A 23,635-nucleotide genomic window follows, 5' to 3' on the forward strand; every position below is an offset into this window, starting at 1 on the left:
TAGTGAGAGTTCTGGATTAGCTTATCGATACGAGGGCTTCCCTGAAGCCAATCGGCCAACTTTTCCTAGGTTGCCCCGGTAGTTAAACTTATTGGCGCCTATATAGTGAATACTATTCGCTCTGAAGATGGCCTTTGCCATGTGGTTTCTACGTTAGTCAGTGCAACCGCCTCTGCATCAACCTGCAATCCGGCGGGTTCTATCGCATGCATCAGTTTTCCAACTACCTGGACGATTTTCTGGGGCGAAACACTACCTAATCCACTGCCCAATAATTCCAAGCCAGAGCTACGAAGCGTGCCAGGATTCAGTGGAATACTTGTCCCAGCTAGCATGCCGATGTTGACGAAGCGCACGCGCGGAGAAGCTTCGCGATGACCATGAGTGCCAACTGCATTGATGATGCAGGCAGCTGGAGAGCCCCACAAATAGTCGAGCACAATATCGATGCCGTTCCTTTCGAACTCATCGCGCAATGCGGCAGTGAGTTTGTCTGCCGGTTGATCCAGGCTAATGAAGCTATCGGCCCCTAATGCATGTAGCTCCGTTTCCATGGCAGGATTGCGCGCGGTAGCAACCACTCGCGAAGCTCCCAAGAACTTTGCCACTTGAATGGCCAAACGGCCAGACGTACCAGCCGCGCCATTAATTAGCACGCGCTCGCCTGCTCGAAAGCGTGCACGCTCCTGGAGGGCCGCCCACGATGACATACCAGGAAGCGCAATCGCCGCTGCAGTGACATCGTCAAGGGAGTCAGGAACGATTACGCAACAATCGGTTTTCACAGCAACTATCTCTGCCATTGCTCCAATGGGAGCACGTGGAAATGCAAAATACACCCGTCTGCCATCTGCCAAAGTCGCTATGCCGTCGGCGCCTGGTACCACGGGCAAATTCTTGCCGCTGCTGTAATGCGAGCCGTTTGCTTGAGCACGCACTAACTGGCTCAGCGCTGCAGCGCGAACTTGTACCAACACTTCTCCTTCGATTGCCACAGGAGCCTCAATGCTGCCATAGCGTGGTGGGCTGTCAAAAGAATGAACTATCGCGGCTTTCATCGTTAAAGACTCCGATATAGAAAGATATACGGGCGTGAGCCCACTTGCTCGCTTATTAGGTGCGCTCACGCTTTTTTGCATTGGCCCTCAGTGACGAGGACTCTCAAAATGCGTGATTGATGCCGAACTGAACGCCTTGCGAGTTCTGCCCAGAAGCTCCTTCAGGGGAGACATCGGCGGTTACATAGGCCGAGTTGCCTTTGTTGCTGATGTGGGAGTAGGCCGTGTAGAGAGTAGTGCGTTTGCTCAGTTGGTGGGTATAGCCCACGGCGATCTGATTCGCCTTGTCATCGGTCCCCGATACCTTGGACTGGGCTACGGATGCTTTGACAGTGCCTACACTGCTGACAGGCAGAGCAGCACCGATCAGCACGTTGGTCTGTTTGTAGCTGTTGAGCTTTTGCTGGAAATAGTTCGCATAGGCCTTGACAACGCCGAAATCGTAGGTCCCGCCAAGGGTGACAGTCTTATAGTCGCCCGCAGTCATTTTGGTCTGTCCATATGCTGCCGCAATGTTGAGCGGTCCGCTTGCATAGCCAATGCGGCCGCCAAGGTACTTGGCACCATCCACGTTCTCACCTGCTGCATACGAGAGCTGACCGTATATCCCGAGTTGCATTTTGGGCAGAAAGTAGCCGATTGAATTGCTCGCGCGTGACAAAGTCTTAGCGCCATTTGATCCCAGTGGCCAGCCATCAATGAGGTTGCTGCTGCCGCCTACCCCTACGGTGCCAAAAGGTGAAAACTGAGAGATGTTCCAGAAGGCTGGGGTGTAATCACGGCCAAGACGAATCTCGCCAAACTGCTGGCTGGTCAGGCTTACTGTGGAGCGACGACCAAAAAAAGCACTTTGTGTCGTCCCTGTATCTGGCAGAACTGCGGCTTCTAACCAGAATCCTGCGGAGAGTCCTCCTCCTAGATCTTCCGTGCCGCGAAAGCCAATGCGGCTGGGGAGCATATAGCCGCCTTGATCCATACCAGTAACATGTCTGCTACCAGCTTTTGCGTAAGTGACATTAAGGTCAAGACTGCCAAAGACTGTGACGTTGGATTGTGCGTGGGTCACAAAAGCCGAAGTCAAACCAAGCACTGCAAATATGGTGTTTCTCATGCGAAAAGCTCTTGAATTTGGACTCCCTGTTCAGCATCGCAGAACAGGGAGAGGTGATACGGGGATACAACCAGCGGGGCGAGCGGCAGGTTAGGAGTCCAAGCGAATACCTGCTTGTTTTATGAGGGCGGCTGTGGCGACGTATTCGTCTTTGACAAACCTCGCGAACTCTGGCTGAGGCATAGGTGATGCATCCACTCCAAGCTTTTCAAAGCGAGAGAGAGTTTCAGGGGATTTCAGAGCCTTGACTGCCTCAGTGTTCAGTCGGGTAATGACTTCCTGAGGCGTTTTCGCCGGTGCGAACATGCCGACCCAAAACAGTTGATCCGCATCGCGGATGCCGCATTCCGTTGTGGTAGGCACATCGGGTAGCAAGGCTGAGCGTTTGGAGGCTCCAATGGAGAGGGCATTGAGCTTGCCGGCCTTGACCAGTGGTACGGCCAGCGCAAGCGGCAGCAGAAACCAATCAAGGCGCCCGCCGATGACGTCATTCACGCTTTCTGGGGTTCCGCGATAGGGCACATGCAGCACGTCCAGACCAGCGGCCATGCGAAATTTCTCGCCTGCAATATGCGCACCACTTCCACTGCCAGATGATCCATAGCTGTACTTGCCTGGAGATTTCTTGACTTTAGCGATGAGGTCTTGCAACGATGCAAAGCCCTTTTGTGGGGAGACGACAAATACATTGGGCATCGACGCCAGCATTGCGACCGGTGCAAAGTCCCTCAATGTGTCGTATTTCAGCATGGGGTACAGCGATGCATTGGCAACATGTCCTGCTGAGTGAATCAGCAAAGTTTGGCCGTCTCCTGCAGCAGTGGCTACCTGGGTCGCGCCGAGCGTTCCACCTGCACCAGGTCGGTTGTCAACTACAAATGGTTGTCCAAGGTATTTGTCCAGCCGTTCTCCAACAATGCGACTAATCACGTCGGTAGTGGACCCCGCCGTGAAAGGAACCACCACCCTGACAGGACCACTTGGGTAATGAAGCGGTTGTGAAAAGGCTCGAGAGGGTATTGCGGCCGCACCGCAAGCGGCTGCAGCCCACTGAAATAGTTGTCTGCGATCGATGTTCATCGTTTGTCTCCTTAGGGTGTTGTCTTACTGTTTTCTTGAGGCACTTCTTTGGTGCCTTCTGGCTCTGTGGACGATTTGCAGAAAGGGGCCGAAAGACTTTTTAGAGGACGTGTTCAGCCCCCGTCTCATATGCCAAGACGGTTTGATCTAGGTGTGCAGTTGCACGCTGCTTTTTCCTGGCGAAGGCGCTATGGGCCTATCAGAAGCTGTAGTGAGCCTGACTATTACGGTAGAGGAGGGGTTGGAAGGCGTGTCTCACCTGGCTCCAGACACAGCTCTACATCCAGATGGAAATGTCCTTGGCTATCCGGCTGGAAGTCGCGCAGCAAAGAGCCCACAGCGCCGAATGCAGCATCGCTGAATGCAAAGGGGTCACGAGAGTCAAAGATTTGGGTTGTGAGGACCTTGTGCCCTGGCGCGATGGCGATGAAGTGCAGGTGTGCAGGGCGCATGTGATTGCGACCTTGCAGTGCCAGCAGCTCCCCGCAGGGACCATCAATGGGGACGCCATATCCTGATGGCCGCACACTCTCGAACCAGAACCGTCCATTAGCATCAGTCTCGAACACGGCTCGCAGGTTCATGTCTTCCTGCTCTGGATCCTGGTTTTCATACAGCCCTCCAGGGGCTGCTTGCCAAGTCTCGATCCGTGCTCCGACGATAGGCTTGCCATCGGTGGAGACAACTTTGCCCTGCACGAACAAAGGGGAGCCGACGGTGTCTTCAGAGGCAATGCGAACACCGTTGGACATCAGAGGTTGATTGGCTCGCCAGAATGGTCCGATCAATGCGGGCTCTGTACCTCCCGCGGCAAGAATGGCCTTGGCATCCAGCAAAAGGACGTGGGTCGCGAGGCCAAGGATGTCAGCCAGCAAAATCCCTTCGTGCTTCTCAGGTCCTGTGGCCTGTCCCACTCTCACCATGAAATCGAGCCCCTTGTGCAGCTCGTCATAAGTCAGCTTTACCTCGGAGGCAAAGGCATGGATGTGCCGGATCAGGGCATCGAGAACCTCACGTGTACGTGGGTCTTTCGTGCCTTGATTGGCCTGCAACACAGCTTGCAACAGAGCTTGAGGATTAGCGGGAATTGCCTGCTGTACTTGCTTGTCTGCTCTTGGACGTTCTACTGCGGTGATCGACATATGTTTCCTTGGATTTTTTGGAGAGGCTGCTTGAAGGTCAGTCAGCCCGGATATGGCCTGTAGCTGCAACTTTGGCCCAGCGAGGGACTTCTTCAGCGACTCTGGTGGCGAGCTCGGACGAAAGACTTCCCACTGCGGTGAAGCCCATATCACGCAAGCGCTCTGCAACGTCCGGAATCTTGAGGATTCGACGCACCTCGGCATTGATGCGCTCTATGGCCGCTGACGGTGTGCCCGCTGGAGCAAACAGCGCTTGCATGGTCTCGGAGCGATACCCCGGAAAGCCACTCTCTGCAATGGTCGGCACCTGAGGTAGGTCAGGCCATCGCTGGAGACTGCCCACCGTCAATGCACGCAGCAAGCCACCTTCAATCTGCGGGCTGGCAACCGGGAGTGCCACAAGTGCGCAGTCCACCTGCCCGCTCAAAACCGCCTGGACGGCAGGAGCAGAGCCGGAGTACGGCACATGCAGTAGATTGACCTTGGCTCGTTGCCATAGCAGCTCTCCGCCCAGATGAACACTGTTGCCTTTGCCGGGCGTTGCATAGTTCAGGGCGCCATCCTTGGCTTTTGCTAGAGATAGAAGGTCAGAGAGCTTGGTAAGGGGGCTCTTGGCCGAAACGACAATGACATCTGGCGAAGTGACGACCAACGAGATAGGGGTGAATTGCCTGACAGGGTCGTATGGCCGCTTGTCAGGATAGAGCGCAGGATTCGTGACGAATGATGACGATGCCAGTAGCAGGGTTTGACCGTCTGGCGTGGCTCGTGCAACACCGGAAATCCCAATATTGCCGCCTGCGCCTGCCCGATTTTCGACGATGACTGCCTGACCAAGCACATGCGCCAAGTGTGTTGCCAGCAGACGTGCCACGATGTCAGAGGTACCGCCAGCAGCAAACGGAACGACGATACGCACAGGTACCTTGGGCGACCAAGTGTCCGCTGCGTGTGCTGCGGACGGTCGCGCCAATACCGGCACCATGGCTGTGGTTCCGGCCCAGGACACTGCCATTTGCAGCATCCGGCGCCGGCTCCATGCATCTGAATGATTGCCATGTGTCATGACTATGTCCTCAGTAGGCGTTGCGTGCGGCTGAAAGCAGGTCTGCTGGACACGCATCACTTTTGCGCGGCTGCTGGCGCGGGAGTTTCGGCGATATAGCCGTCTTGGCCGTAAACCAGACCCGTGGCTTCAGCTGCTTTGACGACGTCGGGGTGCCATGCGATACGGCCGCATTCTTCGTCAGTCCCTCCCACTACCGAATACACCACGAGGGCATGGTCGTTAGGGTTGCGAAAACCTCGCATGGTGCCAATTGGGCAGGAGATCACGTCCCATTGGTTGAGCATCACCGAGTACTGCCCCTTCTCGCCCCAGATCACTTCCATCTGACCATTGAGAGGACAAAACACTTCCTCCGTCTTGTGTGCATGCAGGCTTGCACCCTGTCCGACGGGGATCTCAATGAATGTCACGCCAAAGCGGTGATTGCCGGGAATCGCAGGTTGAACGCCTTTGTTCTCCAGCACGCCACGATTCATGATCTTGTAGATGTTCTTCTTCATGCCGGGCAAACGGCTTTCGATGAAGGTTTCTCGGTAAGGCTCTACCTTGCCCCAGCGGGCAATGCGGGTTGCTTCCATTTCTTGAGGGTTGATATCCATTTCGATTCCTTAATGCGATTGATGATTGAATGAACAGAAAGCCTATGAATTTCTCTCTGTAGGTAGGACTTTAGGAATTTGACTCAATGCAGTCCAAGACCATTTATCGACTGACTCAATAACATTTCGGCATCAAGAATTGATTGCATACTTTGAGCAAGGATTTCAAGGGGCATGATGGACTTGCGACAACTTCGATACTTCGTGGTTCTGGCTACTCAGCAGCATTACGGACGTGCGGCCAGTGTTTTGCATGTAGCGCAACCCGCGCTAAGCCGCCAGATTCAGCTTCTGGAGGACGAACTGGGCGTGCAGCTCTTTGAGCGGCACGCGCGAGGGGCAACTCCAACTGCAGAAGCCCTGTTCTTGCTGGAGCGAGCGTCATTTCTGCTTCGCTACGCTGAGCAGATGAAGCAAGACATGACAGCACTTCAACGCGATGCGCGAGGGCCAGTGGTTATAGGTATGTCGCCCGGCCTGGCCCAATTGCTTGCGGTTCCTTTGACGAAGGCCGTACATCAGAATCTGCCAGGTGTCCGGTTGAGAGTCGAAGAAGGATTCTCACCAGCACTGCACTCCATGCTGCTGCAAGGTGCCTTGGATATCGCTGTACTCAACGGCCCAGTGCAGCTCTCAAACCTGGTCAGCTTCCCCTTGCTAAACGAAGGGATCTGTCTCATCGGACGTAGCGATGACCCTGTCTTAAGGTCACGAAAAATCTCCATCCAAAAACTTGAAGGAGTGCCTTTGGTGATGACGGGACTAGCTAAGTCTGGTGTACGTCTGGAGCTGGAGGCTGGCGCTGCACACGCAGGTGTGACTCTGAACCAGGTAGTTGAAGTCAACACGATGGAGGTGGCGAAGCGCTTGATCTTGGAGAAGGTCGGGCTAACGGTGCACTTTGCTGCGGCTGTAAAACAGGAGCTAGAACTGGGTGTACTGGCTGCAGTCCCCATTGAGGGACTACGACTTCGCCGTATTCTTGCCAGAGTTGCCGACAGGCCGCCCTCTAAAGCGACCGAGGAACTCATTCGCATCTTTCACGATGTGGTTCGCCAAGAGGTGCAAAACGGCCATTGGCCGAATGCATCTCTTTTATGAAGCTATCTCCTGCCGGGTGATCTCACTGCAAGCTGCGACTGGCTATCCAGCCAGCCTTGCCCATGCACAACACGTCCTCCGAGTAAAGTCAGCAGTGCCTGCGTGCAATGTAATTGGCTTGCAGGAACATGCAAGGGATCCTGATTGAGTACAGCGAGGTCGGCGAGCTTGCCAGCCGTCAGGCTGCCGCGTGTGTGCTCTGCGAATGCCAGCCATGCCGCATTGGTTGTATATAGGGTCAGAGCCTGCTCAGGTGTCAACAGCAGATCAGTGCGGCGCTGCACGGCGCCCCCCAGCGAGCGTCCCGTGACTTGGTACTCAATGGCTTGCCAGACGCCTGCCACTCCAATGCGTGTGGCATCAGTTCCCCCTGCGACCATCATCCCCATATCCATGGCAATCTTGGTCGGTGGTGTTCGCTCAGCGATCTCACGCCCATTCGCTGCAAGAATGGCTGGTGCTTCGAAATATGGGCCCATCTGCACGCTATAGGATAGCCCCAGGGCATGCATGCGTCGCAGTGTTTGGACAGAGCCCGTGTTCAGATGCGCGAGTGACCATCGCAAGTCCTTGATCGGATGCACGCGCGCGACGTCTTCGATCGCGTCGAGAATAGATCGCGCACTGTCATCCGTGTAGGCATGCAACTCCAATGGGATACGTCGTTGGGCTGCAAAACTCAGTACTTTGCGCATCTCTTGCTGATCGCCCTGCGCAGAGGTAAAACCTGGCTCCATCCGCACGGCATCGTTCATTGCTGAGACTAGGTTTTCTCCCAGACCCAGAAAGGCCAAATAGCCATCGTCTTGAACCGGAGGGCGAAACTCCATACGCGTCTGTACCCATGCCGTTTCGTTACCACCCGGCGGAGCAAACAGGCGGTAGCCCACACGAACACTCAGTTCCTTGTTTTGATGCAGTGCGAACAAGGGCTCGAATGCGGACGGACCTCCCGCTGAAGGGTCGATAAATCCCGTCACTCCGTGTACGTTTAGGTCATGAAAGAAGGCTCGAAGGTTCGCTTGCCGATCCAGCCCCTGGCTGATTTGGGCAAAGAGCATATTGAATGGACCGATGCCGCCTAGCAGCTTACCTGTCGCTTTGCCTGCTCGGTCACGCTCCACAATGACTCCTGCCGGAACAATTGGCTGAGTTGAATCGAGTGCCAGCACTTCGATGCCGCGGCGGTTCACCAGGGCATAGTCGTAAAGTGACTGCACATACGCCGGATGATCGGGGATCGAACGACTGAGATCGGATACCGTGGGCGCACGCTTTTCGACAAACTGCTCGGGTATCCACGAACCGACTACAGCGACCCATTGATCTGCAGTTCGTTTTTTTGCGGCTTGCTGTAAGCGCTGCAGGCCCTCTTGTAAGCTCGAGGCGTCGTACCAGTATGTTTCGAACAGGTAGCTCTGACCACCACGAATTCCATGCAGGTGAGCATCGATCAGACCAGGAATCACAACTCGCCCTTTCACATCAAGAATGCGAGTGTTTGGGCCAATATACGGCTGAACATCGGCGTCGGAGCCGATTGCGCTCAAATACTCTCCTCTTACCGCGATCGAGGTAGCACGTGGCTGCGCTGGATCCATGGTCAAGACCTGAGCGTTGCGAATGATGAGGTCGGCCGCAGGACTAGTGGATGATGCCTTGATCGTCTCGGGTCTGGGTTGTGAGTGCACCAGGGTACTGCAAAAGCCGCATGCTGCCAAAATCGCCTGTAGTGCAAGACGGCGCGGAACAGAATGGTTGATGACGTTTTTCATATTGGAGGAAATCGTCCTGACAAAGCGGCGCTTTCAAAGGTTTGGACGAGGCAGAGGCACCCGCAGCAGCCAGGCTGAGTTGTTCTGAGACAGGGTGTTACGACCAGCTTTGTGAGCAGCACGAACCATGTTGCACAGCATGGCCGCTAGGCGCTAGGTCAATTAGGTTTCAAGGGGGCGTGATCGATCCAGCACCATGGAGTCCGGTTAAGAGGTTGGATTGGGCTTTCGGAACTCTGATTCCGTCGATGGTGATCTGAGCTTCATGAACGAAGTCATACAAATCACACCCATCGGCGAAGGACTGATCTATCGAAAAAATCTTTGCTGTGCCGCTACCATGCACCGCGCACACCTTTACAAGGTCTGGTACACCTTGGACGTTTTGCACGGTAGCGGTACTTGGTTGTCGAGTTACTTGCGCTGCGAGTCGAGTTGCTCGTTCTTTTGAACAACCTCTTGCGCTTTGGCATAGCTCTCGATCAGCAGCTGATAGTTGGGGAAGATGCCCGTGTAAGCCTTGGCCCATTCGGCGGCATCATCACGGTTCCATGTCTTCTGCAGTTCGGAGGCTACGGCTGCGGTGTCAATGGGCACCACACCAGCCTGCATCATGCGAGCCAGAGTGATTTCTTCTGCCATCTTAGAGTAGGTCCCGGAGGCGTCGACCACTGCGAAAACCTGGTATCCATCAGCCACGGCAGCGATCGATGGAAAAGCCATGCAAACACTGGTAATGGTGCCTGCAATGATCAGTTGCCTCTTGCCGGTTTCTTTTACGGCCTGTACGAAATCTGGATTGTCCCAAGCATTTATTTCTCCCTTGCGGGCGACATATCTGGCGTGTGGAGCGTTCTCATGAATCTCGGGGATCAGCGGACCATTTGGGCCTTGCGGTACAGAAGCAGTAGTGATTACTGGGATTTTGGATAGAGTCGCGATTTTGGCCAGCGTAGCCGCAAGGCGGCGCAGCGTGGTAAAGGGCATGTCGTGTACCGTCTGGAACAGGCCGCTTTGGTGATCAATCAACAACATTGCAACGTTACCAGGATCAATGACTGGCTTTGCACCGTTGAAATTTGCAGGGATAGCTACTTGACTGTTCATGATGGAGGCTCCTGAAGAAGTGACTGCATCCTGTCGGCTCAGCCGTACTGGTCACGCTTGGCGACTGGTTGCCGAAGCACTTTAGCCCGCACAAATAACAGGCGGTAGTCCTTGATTTGACGTAGGAGCGTTCTATTTCAGGAACACTGACGCAGAGCTGCTGCATCCATGTCAAACCGTTCGGCTAAGAAATCAAGAAACTTACGCACCGCGGGCTGTAGACCTCGCCTGGTTGGAAAAACAGCATGAATGAGAGCTCCCTTGGAGCTCCATTCGGGTAAAAGCCGTACTAACTCTCCACGCTCCAGTTCTCCCTCAAGAATCATTGAAGGTAGGTGAACAACCCCCATGCCGGCAATTGCAGCTGCTCGAAGTGAATACATATCATCTGTGACGAAGCGTGGTCTATGGGCGATTGACGCAACAACTCCACCTGGTCCAATAAGGTGCCATTTATGATCACGCTCATCACTCAGGCTAGGCAGGTCAGCGAGGTCGGCTGGAACAGTCGGTATGGGGAAGTGTTGGCAGAAACTTGGGCTCGCTACGAGGCACCAATCGCGTTGTGCGAGCTTTCGCATTGCTAGGCTACTGTCCTCTAATGGAGGCGTACGCGCCCGGATTGCTATGTCATAGCCTTCTGCGACGAGATCGACAGGCCGATTGATGCCTTTCAAATGAACTTCAACCTTCGGGTTCAATGACATGAACTCAACCACAATGCTTGTGACTCGCGAGTGAAGCAGAGCGATTGGACAGCAGACGCGAATGACTCCACATGGCTCACTAAAGACCTGTTCCACTTCTTCCTGAGCTGCCTTGGCGTTCAGCAGCATTGCTTTACAGTGACGGTAATAACTCGCACCGATATCCGTCACGGAGAAATGTCGGGTGGAGCGATGAAGTAGCCTGACGCCAAGACGCGCCTCCAACGATGCAATACGTCTACTAAGCTTGGACTTAGGCTCGCCCAGCGCTCGTGAGGCTGGAGCAAAGCCTCCGTGGTCGACCACATGAGCGAAGTACATGAGATCGTTGAGGTCTTGTTGCATACTTTTCGGCACTTTTGAACTGCCCCCGAAGTTCTGGGAAATTTCATGACTTGAGCCGGTCGACCAACGCGGTTTTCTGGCTTACTGCGCATCGATAGTAGTTGCGCACGACTTCTGACGGCAGGATTTAACCGCTGGATGCGAGCAGACAAGTACGGTTACACCACGCACTCATTCGAGTGTCGTGAGCTTCTCGGCCTTCTTCGTTTTGTATGGCCGTTCGGTTGCTAGTGAGTAGGCTTCGTTGGCCTCTTTGATGAAGGCGTTGTTGCAACAATCAATTGGAAGTCCGCCTTAGCGTAAGCGAGCATTTTTTCTAAAGAGCGATGAGAGCGCTTCTATGTGGAGACTGGCTTCATTTTGCAAATGCATTGCGTTGTTGGCTTGAACATGCGTGCACGGCAATTCAGCAGTCTCATCACCCGTACCAGCGTACAACAGCGAACGATAAGGACTGGCACATGCAGGTCTTGGCCGAGATGGCGGTGCTGATGAAGGGAGGACGTGTTCCCGACCACAGACCGTTTCACAGAACTGCAAGGTGGGTTCATGCTATTTGCTGGATTGGATGATGCGCCACAATGCGGAATCATCATGTGCGGCAGATTTGCCGTGGTTCTTTGATTCGTTACCACCCATGCGCGACCTCAATGATTTGTACTACTTCGTCCAGGTAGTGGACCATGGTGGCTTTGCACCGGCTGGCCGAGCTCTGGGCATGCCCAAGTCCAAACTCAGCCGCCGTATTGCCCTGCTCGAGGAGTCCTTGGATGTACGGTTGCTGCAGCGTTCAAGTAGGCGCTTTGCTGTGACAGATATTGGCCAAGAGTATTACCAGCGCTGTCAGGCCATGCTCGTGGAGGCAGAGTCTGCGCAGGAAGTCATTGATCGAACCCACGAGGATCCTCAAGGCATCGTGCGTCTAAGCTGCCCACTGGCGCTGCTGGACTACCAAGTTGGTGACATGTTGGCACGCTTCATGGTGCAGCATCCACGTATTCAACTTCAGGTGGATAGCACAAACCGTCGGGTAGATGTGATTCGTGAGGGGCTGGACCTGGCTCTGCGTGTACGTTTTCCGCCGCTCGAAGACAGTGAGTTGGTAATGAAGACTTTAGGTGAGAGCACGCAGTTTTTGGTGGCTAGCCCCAAGCTTGTGAGCGCAATGGGCGGGATGCCGCAACTGGCAGATCTTTCGCAGTGGCCAAGTTTGGGCGACGGTCGGCTGCAACGTAGTGAAAGCTGGCAGTTGCAGGGGCCGCAGGGCGCAACGGCAGAGGTGCATTACCAGCCACGTATGGTCTGCGAAGACCGTATCGCCTTGCTGCAAGCGGCATTGCATGGGGTTGGCGTAGTGCAGTTGCCGGCCATGATGATTCTGGATGATTTGCGTAAGGGGTGCTTGGTCGATGTCATGCCCGGCTGGAAGCCTCGTGCGGGCATCGTTCACGCCGTGTTCCCGTCTCGCCGTGGGCTGCTGCCTTCGGTAAGGTTGCTGCTCGACTTTCTTGGGGTGGAGTTCACCGCTTTGCAGGCTCAAATCAAGCAGGCATGACGTCTAGGCCCAGCTGGGAGTGGGCAATGCACTATCGTTCTAATTAATGAACGCTGGTGGCAAGAATTCCAGTCTATTCAGCGCTCGTGTGCGTCTCTACAGTTACTTCTAACCCGTTCGCAAGTCCTACGTTCTTGCGCACTTCAGGAGAAGTAAATGCAAAAGACCATTCAAGGAATTTACAGCGCACCTCAGCAGCACTGGGTAGGCGATGGGTTCCCCGTGCGCTCTCTGTTTCACTACAGCCAGCACGGAACTCAACTAAGTCCTTTTCTGCTGCTGGACCATGCTGGTCCATACAACTTTGCTCCCTCCACCAAGCGTAGAGGCGTGGGTCAACATCCGCATCGTGGATTTGAGACAGTAACAATCGTCTACGACGGTGAGGTCGAGCATCGTGATTCCACGGGGGCGGGTGGCGTCATAGGCCCCGGCGACGTGCAGTGGATGACCGCTGCTAGCGGCATCCTGCATGAGGAATTTCATTCATCTGCCTATGCAACGCGTGGCGGCCCCTTCCACATGGTTCAGTTGTGGGTCAATCTGCCGTCCAGCGCCAAGATGGCCGAGCCTGGTTATCAGTCGATCACTAATGCAGAAATTCCCGATGTCCCGCTTCCCAGCAACGCCGGGCAAGTGCGAGTCATTGCCGGAAACCATCAAGGACATATAGGTCCGGCACACACCTATACACCCATCAACGTCTGGGATGTACGGATGACAGCTGGCAAGTCCGCAATGCTGCATATGCCGGAAGGGCACACACTGGCTGTGGTGATGCTGCATGGCTCGGTGCTGATCAACGGCCGGGATGCTGTTCGTACCGACCAAGTGGCACATCTGAGTGTGGACGGTACGCAGGTGTTGCTGGAGGCGAACAACGACAGCTCGTTGCTTGTGCTCAGCGGGATACCGATCGCGGAGCCCATTGTTGGATATGGCCCGTTTGTGATGAATAGCGAGGACGAAATTCGCATGGCCGTCACAGACCTCAACAGCGGCAGATTTGGCCAGATCCATACGTCTGCCTCCTAGATCGCACGGTGCATGAAATCAGCCAATGGCTGATGTTATTGCTACCTCTTTCTCAATCCTTGTCAGCCGTCTTTCGTCTTCAACTTCGAGGCGTGGGAGAGCCGCGCCTTTATCTGGGATAAAAAATGAACGCCAAACTTTCAGCTGCAGCCGCAGCCATTCTCTGGGGATTCACCTATGTGCTGACCACCACGTGGCTGCCTCCGCATCCCCTGTTCCTCGCTGCATTTCGTGCTTTGGGAGGAGCGCTGGTCTTGCTGGCCATTGTTCGCTGCGTGCCCCCGCGTGTCTGGTGGGGACGACTGGCGGTGCTGGGAACGTTGAACGCAGGGCTTTTCTTCGGCTTGTTCTTTGTGGCTGCAACCCGCTTGCCTGGCGGTGTCGCTGCAATCTTCCAGGCCCTGACGCCATTGGCGGTGATTTTCATTGCCTGGGGCGTTCTCGGCGCACGTCCTACAGCCACCAAGATTGGTTCAGTTTTGCTGGGTGCTTTGGGGGTTTCACTGGTCGTTCTATCAAGTAATGCGCAGCTTGATTCGCTGGGTATTGCGGCCGCCATTGGAAGCATGCTTTCCATCGCTGCTGGTGGGGTGCTGCTGAACAAGTGGGGGCAGCCGCCCATGCCTTTGCTTGGCTTTACAGGATGGCAGTTGTTGATTGCCGGTGTGGAGTTGTCTCTTGTTGCCGCCATCGCTCAAGATGTGCCAGCGCAACTAAATGCGGCCAATGTTTTGGGCTTGGGCCTACTGGCTGTGGCGCTGACTGCCGTTCCGTTTGCTTTGTGGTTCGGAGCCATTGAGCGCGCTGGTGCGGTGGCGGTTGCTCCTTTCATGCTGTTGGTGCCGGTCACAGCCTTCGTGCTTGACGCTCTGGTCAAAGGGGTTCAGCCCACGGGCTTGCAAGTAGCTGGAGCCGTACTGGTCATGGGGGGCCTGATGCTGAGCCAAAAAGCGGCCGGTAAGCCAGGTAACAAATCCACACGTCATGTGCGCAACACCGTGGCGCAAGATTAAATAAAACCGTTATCAGTTTGGAGCTTGCCATGAATGCCTTGATTGACGGCGTGCTGCGTTCCCGGTTTTTCTACCTGCTGGCCACTGCCTTGCTGACCTACATCTTTTGGTTGAGTGGCTTGAACAAAGTTTTTGACTTTCAAGCTGCCATCGGTGAGATGGAGCACTTCGGTCTTCAGCCCGCCGCGCTGTTTGCAATAGTCACCATTGCAGTGCAGCTTGTGGCCTCGCTGGCGATCATTACCTGCAGCCGCTGGGCATGGCTGGGCGCCGCAGCGTTGGCGGGCTTCACTTTGGCCACGATTCCCATTGCCCACCGCTTCTGGGAGATGAATGGCATGGAAGGCTTTCTCGAAAAAGCTCTAGTGCAGGACCACATGAGCGTCATAGGCGGGCTGGCGGTGGCGGCCATCCTGGCTCACCAGCGACGTCAGTCTTTGACTAAAAACTGAGCCGCTTCCCCTGCGTTTCAACCATCGGTTTCATCCTGACCTCGAAAGGGCCAGGCTTCCCCGCCCGCCTGGGCATCCATGCTCTCCTAGGAGATTTCCATGAGCAACAAACCTTATGTCCGCCTCGACAAGAACAACGCTGCCGTGCTGATGGTCGACCACCAGACCGGTCTGCTGTCCCTGGTACGCGATATCGACCCCGATAAGTTCAAGAACAACGTGCTGACCCTGGCCGATATGGCCAAATACTTCAAGCTGCCCACAATTCTGACCACCAGTTTCGAGAACGGCCCCAACGGGCCTCTGGTGCCTGAACTGAAGGAGATGTTTCCTGATGCTCCATATATTGCCCGTCCCGGCCAGATCAATGCCTGGGACAACGAGGACTTCGTCAAGGCCGTCAAGGCCACGGGCAAGAAGCAGCTCATCGTGGCCGGCGTGGTGACTGAGGTCTGCGTGGCCTTCCCAGTGCTGTCTGCCCTGGCCGAAGGCTTCGAGGTATTCGTGATCGCCGATGCCTCGGGCACCTTCAACAGCATGACCCAGCAGGCTGCCTGGAGCCGCATGGAGCAGGCTGGAGCCCAGCTCATGACCTGGTTCGGCGCGGCCTGCGAGCTGCACCGCGACTGGCGCAACGACATTGAAGGTTTGGGGACTCTGTTCTCCAATCACATCCCTGACTACCGCAACTTGATCACCAGCTACAACACGCTGACGAGCGCCAAGTAAAGCTGTTTGACGCCTCGCTTTGACAATGCTGTCGAGCGGGGCGATTCGGCATGATTAATCAACAGAGCGCTATGCAGAACACTATTGAGTTTGTGAACTCGCTGGGCGATGTGATCTTGCGCACTGCCGATGGAAGTTATGTGCTGGCTCAGCAGATTGACGCTAAGCCGTTGAGGGCAGCGCAGGTTCTAGAAGGTGTGCTGAATACCGTCGGTATCGAGGTTGCAACAGATACAGAAAATGGAACCGCATACGAGTTTTTCATCGCAGCCTACGGCCTGTCGCGTGATGCTGCGTTCGATGGCTTTTCATGAAGCCAGATGAACTATGCCAAATATATAGTTGCAGGTGCTGTGGCTTACTAGATGCCTTGTCATTTTGTGCTGAAGCGCGGAAGCTATTGCCACCATCGACATCAAGGAGACCGTCATGACTCAGTGGATCGAAGCCATCAAGCTCACCGAACTTCCAGAGGGCTCTATGCGCGCCATCAACGTTGGAGGTGTGGAGATTTTGCTGACCCATGTTGACGGTTCCATCCATGCGATGGGCAACCGATGTGGGCATATGAATGCGTCACTGGCCGAAGGCGCGCTGGTTGGTCAGGTTGTGACCTGCGCATTCCACTCTGCACGATTTGACGTAACGACGGGTAAGAAGGTTTCGGATGCTGTTGTTCTTCCTCCCCCTGCAATCGATAAAGCCCCTGCGGAAATGCTGCCGTATTTGCAAAAGGCTGGACGCCTCTCTGCACCGATCAGGACTCATGACTGCCCACTCTATGACGTTATGGTGGATGGCGAAATGATCAAGGTGCAAATCGAGTAGTCAATGGGTATTTCTCTCGCGGCAACTTCTATGTTACCTAACAAAGCTGTGGGAATGAAGGCGAGCAAGCTCACGAACAATCCTGGCCTCGAGATGTTTTTGTCCTTACTAACAATTGATATCTATGTCCGATAATTTCTTTCGCTTTCACGATTTGTTTGCTCAATTGGGTCTTCCCAATTCGCCTGATGCCATCGCAGCTTTCCTCAACCAGCACCGACCATTGCCCAATGACGTGCTTTTGGCAGATGCTGATTTTTGGGATGAATCACAAGCACAGTTCATTCGTGAAAAAAAGCTCGAAGACTCGCCGGAGTGGACTCAACTGATCGACCAGCTCAGTGAAGCGCTTCGGGAAAATTCGGGTAACCGGAACATGTTCGGATCCTGTCGCGTACTAGCTCTTTCGGGAAGTTTGCGTCATTCATCATTCAATACTGCCTTGGCCCGTGCAGCGCAGGCAATGGCACCACAAGGTATGAATGTCGAAGTCGCAACTTTGCACGGCATTCCGCTCTACGACGCGGACCTGGAAGCCAGTGACGGCATTCCGGCTGCGGTACTCAAATTGAAAGAACAGATTCTGGGAGCAGACGCTTTGCTGATGGTCACTCCTGAGTACAACAACGGTGTTCCTGGTGTCTTCAAAAATGGCATTGACTGGCTTTCGCGCGCAGATATGAAAGCCATTTTTTCCAAACGTCCAACAGGCATGATCGGCGCATCCATGGGCGGTTTTGGCACTTTGTCTTCTCAGGCCGCTTGGTTGCCTACTCTTAAAATGTTGGGCGTCACGTTGTACAGCGGCAGCTCCGTGTTGGTATCTCGTGCGCAAAGTGCATTCGGTGCTCAAGGCGAGTTGTTGGATGAGTCGAGCCGCAAAAATCTGAGCGCTTATCTCGATGGTTTCAACGAATTTGTGCAACTCATCAAAATTGCTCATCTGAAATCCAGGTAAGGGGTGCACTGGGTTACGGCAGGCTCGTTCCTGAAGTGTGACGCCCAGCCCTAGAAGCAACGCTTACCATGCCTATAACTGGCGCGCAGGTCGCTCGACCTGCGATGCAGATCTCATTTGGTAGGTAGGGTATCTGTCTCTATTTTGGATAGCGATCCTTAGTGGACCTTATCCATGACGAGCCTGAAACCTACGTTGTTGCTTGCACTCCATGGATCCTGTCCTTGCCGGGCGCTGACTCGGTAGCCTTCGCAATAGTCTTCATTGCACAAGAAGGAGCCTCCACGGATTACACGTTTGGGAGCATCGCTGCGCAGACCGTCGGGGTCGAAAGAGTTGCTAGGGCCCTGGGGGTTGCTGATGTTCTGCATGCGAGCTTGTATGCTGAAGGCGTCATAGCGGTACCAGTCTGCCGCCCATTGCCAAGCATTGCCAGCCATATCGAATAGACCATATCCATTGGGCTCGTAGTTGGCGACAGGCTCTGTTCCCGGAAGGATCTTGGGCTGGGCTTGAGGGAAGCTGGCTGTTCGACTTTTCCAGATGCTGGCCATGACGTTGCCATTTGGCTCCGCAAGGGTTCCCCAGGCATAGTGTTGTTGATTCAGTCCACCTCGGGCCGCATATTCCCATTCGGCTTCAGTCGGCAAACGCTTGCCGATCCAGCGTGCGTAGGCTTGGGCGTCTTCATAGGAAACTTGAACGACCGGGTGATCGTCCTTGCCTTCAATACTGGAGTTGGGGCCGGAAGGATGGCGCCAGTCGGCGCCACCGACGTACCGCCACCACTGCATGTAGTCGCGCAGAGAAACGGGTTGTCGCGTCCCAACGAACACCGATGCGCCTGGTATCAACACTGATGAATCGGGCCGAGGTGTGCCTACTGGTAGCTGGGCCTGCAGGCTTTGCCAGTCGGGAGTCTTCTCCGCAGTGGTTACATAGCCTGTCGCATGAACGAACTCCGAGAATTGGCGGTTGGTCACATGGGTCTTGTCCATCCAAAAACCCTGGAGCTCTACCTTGTGACCCGGCATTTCGTTGGGGAGTGCCTTGCTGCTGGTGTTGCCCATGAGGAAATGGCCCGATGGTATCCAGACCATGTTTTTTGGAGCACGCAGACCATCGCCCAAGGTGCCGGCATCAGGCTCACTGGGTAATAGCTGCCAGACGGTGGTCGCTCCTATGAGTAGCAGACTGGCCGCCACCACAATGCGGCGACCATGATGCGAGGAGCGGAGCTTTTGCCGAATTTGCATTGCCGTGTCGCTGTCCGTTCAATCTTGCTCAGGATTGAGAATTTGGTGAGGGGTGCGTTTGCGCCAGTCAAAGTAACCAAATAGCTGATCATCCAGGTACTTGTAATCCCAGGTCATGACACGGTTGTTCTTGGCCCACTGGTCGTATCGTGCGGCCATGTCAGCCACACGCTGTGGGTACTGTTGCGCCAGGTCATGGGTTTCGCCGCGATCGGCATCGGTGTCAAATAGTTGCCAGCGCTCCTCCCCGTAAGGCTTGGGCAACCAGGAGATTTTCCAGCGTCCTTGACGATAGGCTTTGTTGCCGAAGAGCTCTTCGCCGCGCTCAAAGTCAGGCTTGCGCGCACTCTTGCTTGCTCCCAGCAAGACAGAGGCAAACGAATATCCCTTGAGTGGCTCCAGTGGTACGCCGTTTCGGTCATTGCCGCGCTGAGTGCGTGTGAGATCGGCAATGGTTGGCAGGATGTCTTCGACGCCCAGAAAGCCGTCATTGATCTTGCCCCCTGAGTTGACTGTGGGGCCTCGCACGATCATGGGAGAGATGGTTCCCCCCTCAGTCCCGACCATTTTGAACAATTTGAATGGTGCCGCACTGGCGCTAGCCCAGCCGGGGCCTACGCCTGCAAACGACAGGGGTTGGCCTACTTTGGAGCTGGTGGTATCGAAGGTTTTCTGAATCCACTTCCCGTCGGCATTACCGGGATACAGATCCATGTAGGCCGCTGAGGGGCCGTTGTCCGAGAAGAAGAAAATCACCGTGTTGTCGTAGGCACCGCTGCGCTTGAGTGAGTCGACAACACGGCCGATATTCCAGTCCATATTGTCCAGCATGGCAGCATAGACCTCCATGAGCCGCTCCTGGCGCTTGCGCTCCGCCGGATCGAGCTGCACCCATGGCTTGAACAGTGGGGCCGTGGTGTGCATCTTTGTGCCTGCTGGAATCACTCCCATTTTTTGCATGCGTGCGAAGATCTTTTCGCGTGCCTCGTCGTAGCCGCCGGAGAACTTGCCGCGGTATTTCTTAATGAAGTCTTCTGGTGCATGCAGAGGGTCATGTACTGCCTGGAAGGCCAGATAGCCAAAAAATGGCCTGTCATTGCGCTGGGCTTCAGACAGGTAACCCAGGAACCTGTCGGTATAGATGTTGGAGGAAAATTCGCCGGTATCACGGGCAATGGGCTTGTCATCCTCTGTGAAGACCAGTTTGGGATTCACCCCCAGCAAGCCGTTGTCATCCCAATGGCTACCGCCAGGGCCGACCAGCACATAGGAGCGTTGAAATCCACGTGCTTTGGGCAATTGTTCTGGCTTGCCGCCCAGGTGCCACTTGCCCGCCATGAAGGTGGAGTAGCCCTGTTCCTGAAGCATCTCGGCAATGGTCTTAACCCTATTGTTTAAAGAGCCGATATAGCTGCCAGGGTACTTGTCCATCTCCGGCGTGCGGTATTCGCCCATGGAGCCCATGCCGGCCAGATGGTTGTCGACACCTGTGAGCAATTGAGCACGGGTGGGGGAACAGGTGGCGTGGACATGGAAATTGGTAAAGCGCATGCCCTCTTGGGCCATGGCGTTGAGGTTCGGCGTAGAAATTGCATCCTGGCCAAACGGCTCAATGTCGTTGAATCCCATATCGTCGGCCAAGATGACGATGACATTGGGAGGCTTGTTCTGGGTGCTGGTCGCTTTTGCGACCGGAGCAGAAGAGGTCTGCTCAGGCATCGAACTGCCGGTACCGCATCCGCTAAGCCAGGCACAAGCAGAAAGCACGGCAGTGGCGTAAGCGACTTTGCGCAGAGCGTATTGAGCGGGCATGAATAAGCTCCTTTGGACAAAGGTTGGACAGGGGCACCTGTCCCATGACAGGTGCCTCTAGAAGACTGAATGAGAGAGGCGGCCGGTTGACGGCCTGGATGGCGAAAGAGGGCTTAGGCTTCAGTGTTGAAGATGAAGTCCTCCGGCACACTCGGCCCCCAGAGGTAAAGCGAATCTTCCGGAGGAAAGTTGCCGTCTTGCCAGACGGTGCCTGCGGGCACATAGTCGATGTCGAATGAGTACTCGGCAAACGATCCCCATGGGTCCTGCACATAGTGGAAGTAGTTGGAACCCAGCACATGACGGCCTGTACCCCAGCCCTTGGTGTAGCCGGCGTTGCGCATCTGCTCTCCTCCTTCCCCAACGTCGTCGATGCTTGGGACATCCCAGGAGCTGTGATGCCAGCCACGCGCCGTACTGGAGGCAAATGCAACTAGGTGGTGATCGCATCCATGGCGCGCGTGCATGAAGGCCACGACATCCTGAGATCGGTCCGACAAGCGCAGGCCCAATGCATCACGATAGAAGTTGATGGAGCGGTTGATGTCCGAAGTGAACAGCAAGACGTGAGACAGGCGTGTGGGGCGCACGGTTCCGACCTCGCCGCGCATGCTCGCACCACGCCGGCCTGCAGGGTGATACCGCGGCGAGAGGTTGACGAGCTGGGTTGAGGCAGACGCCATGGAGACGGCCGCCGTGGACGGCATGGTTTTGATGCCGACCTTCAGCTGCAGCAGATTGCCATCAGGGTCCAGAAACCAGAAACCCTGTTCCGTGACATGAGCCAGATCCGGCGAAGCTAGCTTGCCGTGGTTGGCAAGTATCTGCTCGCGCAGGCTTTCGAATTCCTCGGCAAAGCAGTTCAGGCTCAGATAGGCCATGCACTTGCGATTGCCTTTGAATAGGCGCCCCCAGACATGGGGCTTGCCTGTGCAGCGCAAAGCTATCTGCTGCGAGCCGATGGCCTCGATATCCAGTCCAAAGTGCTTGTAGAAGTGCTCTGCCTCGGCCAGAGAAGGTACCTGCAAGGCGAAGTGATCTATGGAGTGAACGCCAAAGCGGGATTCATGAGCTTGGTTCCAGGACATGTGTGTCTCCTCTTTTTCCGGGCTCACGCTGCTGCGGAAGCTTTGGCCGGCAATGCCAATATCTGCTGCAGCACTTGCTCCAAGGTCTGAGCGGGCTGAGTACAGGAATCGATCTCGGCAATGCGCCATGCGACGTGACGGTCGGGCCGTACAAGCAAGGCACCGCTGTCGCTGATGTCGCTGAGCTGCTGCCAGCGGCCATATACATCCTGTGCATCGCAGTCCGGGCCACCAATCGAAATCACCTGCAGCGGTACGTCCAGGTTTTTTTGCACCTGAGCTGCAGCCGCGCGCCATGCATCGCCGCCGATACCGACGATGAGCGTGAAGCGGCCCTGTCCAACCAGGTCCAGCGTGGAGAGGCTTTCCTGGCCGCGCTGCAGCCATGCATGGGGGAGGCTGTGCCCGGGAAAGGTACTGGCCTGGTAGTACAGTTCGGGATCGCGCAGCGGCACGGGGGCGGTGCGGCCGTCGGCAACCACAGCATCGGAGGTGTAGCACTGCCCCAGTTCCACGCCGTGGCAATTGAACTGGTAGTTCTGCAACTGCACGGCTTCTTGCAGAGCCTTGCGCCGAGCGCGGCCGCGTGCGCTATTGCTGAACAGTTCATGCACGTTGGCCCAGCCTGCCTCCGTATCCTGTCCTGGGGCAAAACCCATGGCATTGGAGATCGGCAGCATGTTACGCACGGACTTCATGGCTCGCTCCACCACCTTCTGGCCGACGGGCTGGCGCTCTGCACTGTAGGAGTCGAGCAGGGCGGGGCTGGCCTTTCCTTGAAGCACATAGGCCAGCTTCCAGGCGAGGTTGAAGCTGTCCTGTACGCAGGTGTTGGTGCCCAGGCCATTGGCTGGCGGGTGGCGATGCGCCGCATTGCCCGCGATGAGCACGCGCCCCTTGTTCATGGTCTTGGCATGCACCTGATTGATGGTCCATTTGGAGACGGCCTTGATCTTGACCTGAACCTGTGGATCTCCAATGGTGGACTGTGCACGTTCGATCAGCGCCTGTTCGCTCAGGTCGGGCTCGCCCTGGCTGGGGTCGTACATGAACAGCAGCACCCACTCGGTAAACGGCTTGACGCAGATCCAGGTGCCGCTACCCACCCAGTAGTTGTTGCCGGGCTGGGTCATCCAGTACAAGGTGCCGGGGCGGTGCGCCGTGTATTGGGTCAAGTCCGCCTCCAGCCACACATTGATGGCGGCACCCAGGCCCATCTGGCCCTCGGTTTCAAAACCTATGGACTGGCAGACCACGCTGTTGTCGCCGTCGGCGCCAATCGCATATTGCGAGACTATCTCAAACTCCTCGCCGGTGATGCGGTCGCGGCAGACGGCATAGACGCGCTGGGCATCCTGGCGCATGGAGAGCAGCTCGGTATTGAACAGAAACTCGCCACCCAGATCGCGGGCATGGGCGAGCAGGACCGGCTCCATCACATGCTGGGGGATGTTGCACATTGATGAAGGGCTGGCCAGCTCATAGTCCATGCGCCGTTCCGGACCGGAACCCCAGGTTTGCAGGCGCGCGATCTCGGTGCCTGCGAAGCTGGTGGCCCAGATGTTGTTGCTCATCAGGGCGTTGGGCGTGGCCGCGGCCTTGACCTTGTCCTCGATACCCAGGTCGCGGAACACCTCCATGGTCCGTTGGTTGGTGATGTGAGCACGCGGGGAGTTCGCGGTTCCCGGATAGCGGGTGATGGTGAGCGTCTTGACGCCATAGCGGGCGAGGAGCCCGGTGGCGGTGAGCCCCGTGGGGCCAGCTCCGACGATCAGCACCGGAGTTTCGATTTGGCGCATGGTGTCTCCTTTTTTT

Annotated in this window: 22 protein-coding genes; 9 read left to right on the forward strand and 13 right to left on the reverse strand. The window is 55.7% G+C overall.

Translation table 11 applies throughout. The features are described from left to right. Nucleotides 1-98 precede the first annotated feature (98 nt). From EIC84_RS02305 to EIC84_RS02330, 6 genes are all read right to left on the reverse strand, one after another. A complete protein-coding gene (locus EIC84_RS02305) occupies nt 99-1,139 on the reverse strand; it encodes a zinc-binding alcohol dehydrogenase family protein (protein WP_237704518.1) in 1,041 nt (346 codons plus the stop codon). A gap of 22 nt (nt 1,140-1,161) precedes the next feature. Continuing rightward, on the reverse strand, nt 1,162-2,169 hold the full coding sequence (locus EIC84_RS02310; RefSeq protein WP_034363284.1) for a porin: 1,008 nt from the start codon (nt 2,167-2,169) through the stop codon (nt 1,162-1,164). Between the two features lie 90 nt (nt 2,170-2,259). Then, entirely contained in the window at nt 2,260-3,249 is a 990-nt protein-coding gene (locus EIC84_RS02315; RefSeq protein ID WP_034363281.1) for a tripartite tricarboxylate transporter substrate binding protein, read from the reverse strand. A gap of 224 nt (nt 3,250-3,473) precedes the next feature. Next, nucleotides 3,474-4,391, reverse strand: coding sequence for a dioxygenase (locus EIC84_RS02320; RefSeq protein WP_003070268.1), 918 nt, complete (start codon nt 4,389-4,391; stop codon nt 3,474-3,476). A 37-nt stretch (nt 4,392-4,428) separates the two neighbouring features. Further along, a complete protein-coding gene (locus EIC84_RS02325; RefSeq protein WP_100086439.1) occupies nt 4,429-5,457 on the reverse strand; it encodes a tripartite tricarboxylate transporter substrate binding protein in 1,029 nt (342 codons plus the stop codon). Between the two features lie 56 nt (nt 5,458-5,513). After that, nucleotides 5,514-6,059, reverse strand: a complete 546-nt coding sequence (locus EIC84_RS02330; protein ID WP_003070264.1) for a hypothetical protein — start codon at nt 6,057-6,059, stop codon at nt 5,514-5,516. A 177-nt stretch (nt 6,060-6,236) separates the two neighbouring features. On the opposite strand from EIC84_RS02330, the gene EIC84_RS02335 reads away from it, so the two are divergent. Continuing rightward, nucleotides 6,237-7,160, forward strand: coding sequence for a LysR family transcriptional regulator (locus EIC84_RS02335; RefSeq protein WP_034363311.1), 924 nt, complete (start codon nt 6,237-6,239; stop codon nt 7,158-7,160). A 2-nt stretch (nt 7,161-7,162) separates the two neighbouring features. Here the strand turns inward: EIC84_RS02335 and EIC84_RS02340 are convergent, their stop codons facing one another. The 3 genes from EIC84_RS02340 to EIC84_RS02350 form a co-directional block, all read right to left on the reverse strand. Beyond that, the gene (locus tag EIC84_RS02340) at nt 7,163-8,935 is read right to left on the reverse strand and encodes an amidohydrolase (protein WP_080554253.1); all 1,773 of its coding nucleotides are present in this window, start codon (nt 8,933-8,935) and stop codon (nt 7,163-7,165) included. A 414-nt stretch (nt 8,936-9,349) separates the two neighbouring features. Then, nucleotides 9,350-10,042: an isochorismatase family protein gene (locus tag EIC84_RS02345; protein ID WP_003070256.1), complete on the reverse strand. Its 693-nt coding sequence runs from the start codon at nt 10,040-10,042 to the stop codon at nt 9,350-9,352. A gap of 137 nt (nt 10,043-10,179) precedes the next feature. Continuing rightward, nucleotides 10,180-11,094 (reverse strand): LysR substrate-binding domain-containing protein, encoded by a 915-nt coding sequence (locus EIC84_RS02350; protein ID WP_003070254.1) that lies wholly within the window; start codon nt 11,092-11,094, stop codon nt 10,180-10,182. A 637-nt stretch (nt 11,095-11,731) separates the two neighbouring features. Here EIC84_RS02350 and EIC84_RS02355 point away from each other — a divergent pair. From EIC84_RS02355 to EIC84_RS02390, 8 genes are all read left to right on the forward strand, one after another. Further along, complete coding sequence (locus EIC84_RS02355) at nt 11,732-12,649, forward strand: LysR family transcriptional regulator (protein ID WP_003070252.1); 918 nt, start codon at nt 11,732-11,734, stop codon at nt 12,647-12,649. A gap of 156 nt (nt 12,650-12,805) precedes the next feature. Next, a complete protein-coding gene (locus tag EIC84_RS02360; RefSeq protein WP_003070250.1) occupies nt 12,806-13,684 on the forward strand; it encodes a pirin family protein in 879 nt (292 codons plus the stop codon). Nucleotides 13,685-13,809: 125 nt separating this feature from the next. Beyond that, the gene (locus EIC84_RS02365; RefSeq protein ID WP_003070248.1) at nt 13,810-14,697 is read left to right on the forward strand and encodes a DMT family transporter; all 888 of its coding nucleotides are present in this window, start codon (nt 13,810-13,812) and stop codon (nt 14,695-14,697) included. Nucleotides 14,698-14,726: 29 nt separating this feature from the next. Further along, nucleotides 14,727-15,149 carry a DoxX family protein gene (locus tag EIC84_RS02370; protein WP_003070246.1) on the forward strand — a complete coding sequence of 141 codons (423 nt, stop codon included), beginning with the start codon at nt 14,727-14,729 and terminating at the stop codon, nt 15,147-15,149. A 99-nt stretch (nt 15,150-15,248) separates the two neighbouring features. After that, complete coding sequence (gene ycaC / locus EIC84_RS02375) at nt 15,249-15,878, forward strand: isochorismate family cysteine hydrolase YcaC (protein ID WP_003070244.1); 630 nt, start codon at nt 15,249-15,251, stop codon at nt 15,876-15,878. Between the two features lie 50 nt (nt 15,879-15,928). Then, nucleotides 15,929-16,192: a hypothetical protein gene (locus tag EIC84_RS02380; RefSeq protein WP_131361387.1), complete on the forward strand. Its 264-nt coding sequence runs from the start codon at nt 15,929-15,931 to the stop codon at nt 16,190-16,192. 115 nt (nt 16,193-16,307) lie between these two features. Then, entirely contained in the window at nt 16,308-16,706 is a 399-nt protein-coding gene (locus EIC84_RS02385; protein WP_003070240.1) for a Rieske 2Fe-2S domain-containing protein, read from the forward strand. Nucleotides 16,707-16,830: 124 nt separating this feature from the next. Then, a complete protein-coding gene (locus EIC84_RS02390; RefSeq protein ID WP_003070236.1) occupies nt 16,831-17,664 on the forward strand; it encodes a DUF2789 family protein in 834 nt (277 codons plus the stop codon). Nucleotides 17,665-17,822: 158 nt separating this feature from the next. Here the strand turns inward: EIC84_RS02390 and EIC84_RS02395 are convergent, their stop codons facing one another. The 4 genes from EIC84_RS02395 to EIC84_RS02410 form a co-directional block, all read right to left on the reverse strand. Next, nucleotides 17,823-18,920: a formylglycine-generating enzyme family protein gene (locus EIC84_RS02395; protein ID WP_003070234.1), complete on the reverse strand. Its 1,098-nt coding sequence runs from the start codon at nt 18,918-18,920 to the stop codon at nt 17,823-17,825. Between the two features lie 18 nt (nt 18,921-18,938). Continuing rightward, on the reverse strand, nt 18,939-20,732 hold the full coding sequence (locus EIC84_RS02400; protein WP_034363276.1) for an arylsulfatase: 1,794 nt from the start codon (nt 20,730-20,732) through the stop codon (nt 18,939-18,941). A gap of 113 nt (nt 20,733-20,845) precedes the next feature. Further along, complete coding sequence (locus EIC84_RS02405; RefSeq protein WP_003070227.1) at nt 20,846-21,820, reverse strand: VOC family protein; 975 nt, start codon at nt 21,818-21,820, stop codon at nt 20,846-20,848. A 23-nt stretch (nt 21,821-21,843) separates the two neighbouring features. Continuing rightward, a complete protein-coding gene (locus EIC84_RS02410; RefSeq protein WP_003070222.1) occupies nt 21,844-23,619 on the reverse strand; it encodes an FAD-dependent monooxygenase in 1,776 nt (591 codons plus the stop codon). Nucleotides 23,620-23,635 lie beyond the last annotated feature (16 nt).

Origin of the sequence: Comamonas sp. A23 (genome assembly GCF_004522605.1) — a bacterium.
GTDB classification, from domain to species: Bacteria; Pseudomonadota; Gammaproteobacteria; order Burkholderiales; family Burkholderiaceae_C; genus Comamonas; species Comamonas thiooxydans.

What these genes read in the sequence shown, in the direction of transcription:
- EIC84_RS02305 (WP_237704518.1), bottom strand. Translation starts at nt 1,139, where the DNA reads ATGCAAAAAAGCGTGAGCGCACCTAATAAGCGAGCAAGTGGGCTCACG.
- EIC84_RS02310 (WP_034363284.1), bottom strand. Translation starts at nt 2,169, where the DNA reads ATGAGAAACACCATATTTGCAGTGCTTGGTTTGACTTCGGCTTTTGTG.
- EIC84_RS02315 (WP_034363281.1), bottom strand. Translation starts at nt 3,249, where the DNA reads ATGAACATCGATCGCAGACAACTATTTCAGTGGGCTGCAGCCGCTTGC.
- EIC84_RS02320 (WP_003070268.1), bottom strand. Translation starts at nt 4,391, where the DNA reads ATGTCGATCACCGCAGTAGAACGTCCAAGAGCAGACAAGCAAGTACAG.
- EIC84_RS02325 (WP_100086439.1), bottom strand. Translation starts at nt 5,457, where the DNA reads ATGACACATGGCAATCATTCAGATGCATGGAGCCGGCGCCGGATGCTG.
- EIC84_RS02330 (WP_003070264.1), bottom strand. Translation starts at nt 6,059, where the DNA reads ATGGATATCAACCCTCAAGAAATGGAAGCAACCCGCATTGCCCGCTGG.
- EIC84_RS02335 (WP_034363311.1), top strand. Translation starts at nt 6,237, where the DNA reads ATGGACTTGCGACAACTTCGATACTTCGTGGTTCTGGCTACTCAGCAG.
- EIC84_RS02340 (WP_080554253.1), bottom strand. Translation starts at nt 8,935, where the DNA reads ATGAAAAACGTCATCAACCATTCTGTTCCGCGCCGTCTTGCACTACAG.
- EIC84_RS02345 (WP_003070256.1), bottom strand. Translation starts at nt 10,042, where the DNA reads ATGAACAGTCAAGTAGCTATCCCTGCAAATTTCAACGGTGCAAAGCCA.
- EIC84_RS02350 (WP_003070254.1), bottom strand. Translation starts at nt 11,094, where the DNA reads ATGCAACAAGACCTCAACGATCTCATGTACTTCGCTCATGTGGTCGAC.
- EIC84_RS02355 (WP_003070252.1), top strand. Translation starts at nt 11,732, where the DNA reads ATGCGCGACCTCAATGATTTGTACTACTTCGTCCAGGTAGTGGACCAT.
- EIC84_RS02360 (WP_003070250.1), top strand. Translation starts at nt 12,806, where the DNA reads ATGCAAAAGACCATTCAAGGAATTTACAGCGCACCTCAGCAGCACTGG.
- EIC84_RS02365 (WP_003070248.1), top strand. Translation starts at nt 13,810, where the DNA reads ATGAACGCCAAACTTTCAGCTGCAGCCGCAGCCATTCTCTGGGGATTC.
- EIC84_RS02370 (WP_003070246.1), top strand. Translation starts at nt 14,727, where the DNA reads ATGAATGCCTTGATTGACGGCGTGCTGCGTTCCCGGTTTTTCTACCTG.
- ycaC (WP_003070244.1), top strand. Translation starts at nt 15,249, where the DNA reads ATGAGCAACAAACCTTATGTCCGCCTCGACAAGAACAACGCTGCCGTG.
- EIC84_RS02380 (WP_131361387.1), top strand. Translation starts at nt 15,929, where the DNA reads ATGATTAATCAACAGAGCGCTATGCAGAACACTATTGAGTTTGTGAAC.
- EIC84_RS02385 (WP_003070240.1), top strand. Translation starts at nt 16,308, where the DNA reads ATGACTCAGTGGATCGAAGCCATCAAGCTCACCGAACTTCCAGAGGGC.
- EIC84_RS02390 (WP_003070236.1), top strand. Translation starts at nt 16,831, where the DNA reads ATGTCCGATAATTTCTTTCGCTTTCACGATTTGTTTGCTCAATTGGGT.
- EIC84_RS02395 (WP_003070234.1), bottom strand. Translation starts at nt 18,920, where the DNA reads ATGCAAATTCGGCAAAAGCTCCGCTCCTCGCATCATGGTCGCCGCATT.
- EIC84_RS02400 (WP_034363276.1), bottom strand. Translation starts at nt 20,732, where the DNA reads ATGCCCGCTCAATACGCTCTGCGCAAAGTCGCTTACGCCACTGCCGTG.
- EIC84_RS02405 (WP_003070227.1), bottom strand. Translation starts at nt 21,820, where the DNA reads ATGTCCTGGAACCAAGCTCATGAATCCCGCTTTGGCGTTCACTCCATA.
- EIC84_RS02410 (WP_003070222.1), bottom strand. Translation starts at nt 23,619, where the DNA reads ATGCGCCAAATCGAAACTCCGGTGCTGATCGTCGGAGCTGGCCCCACG.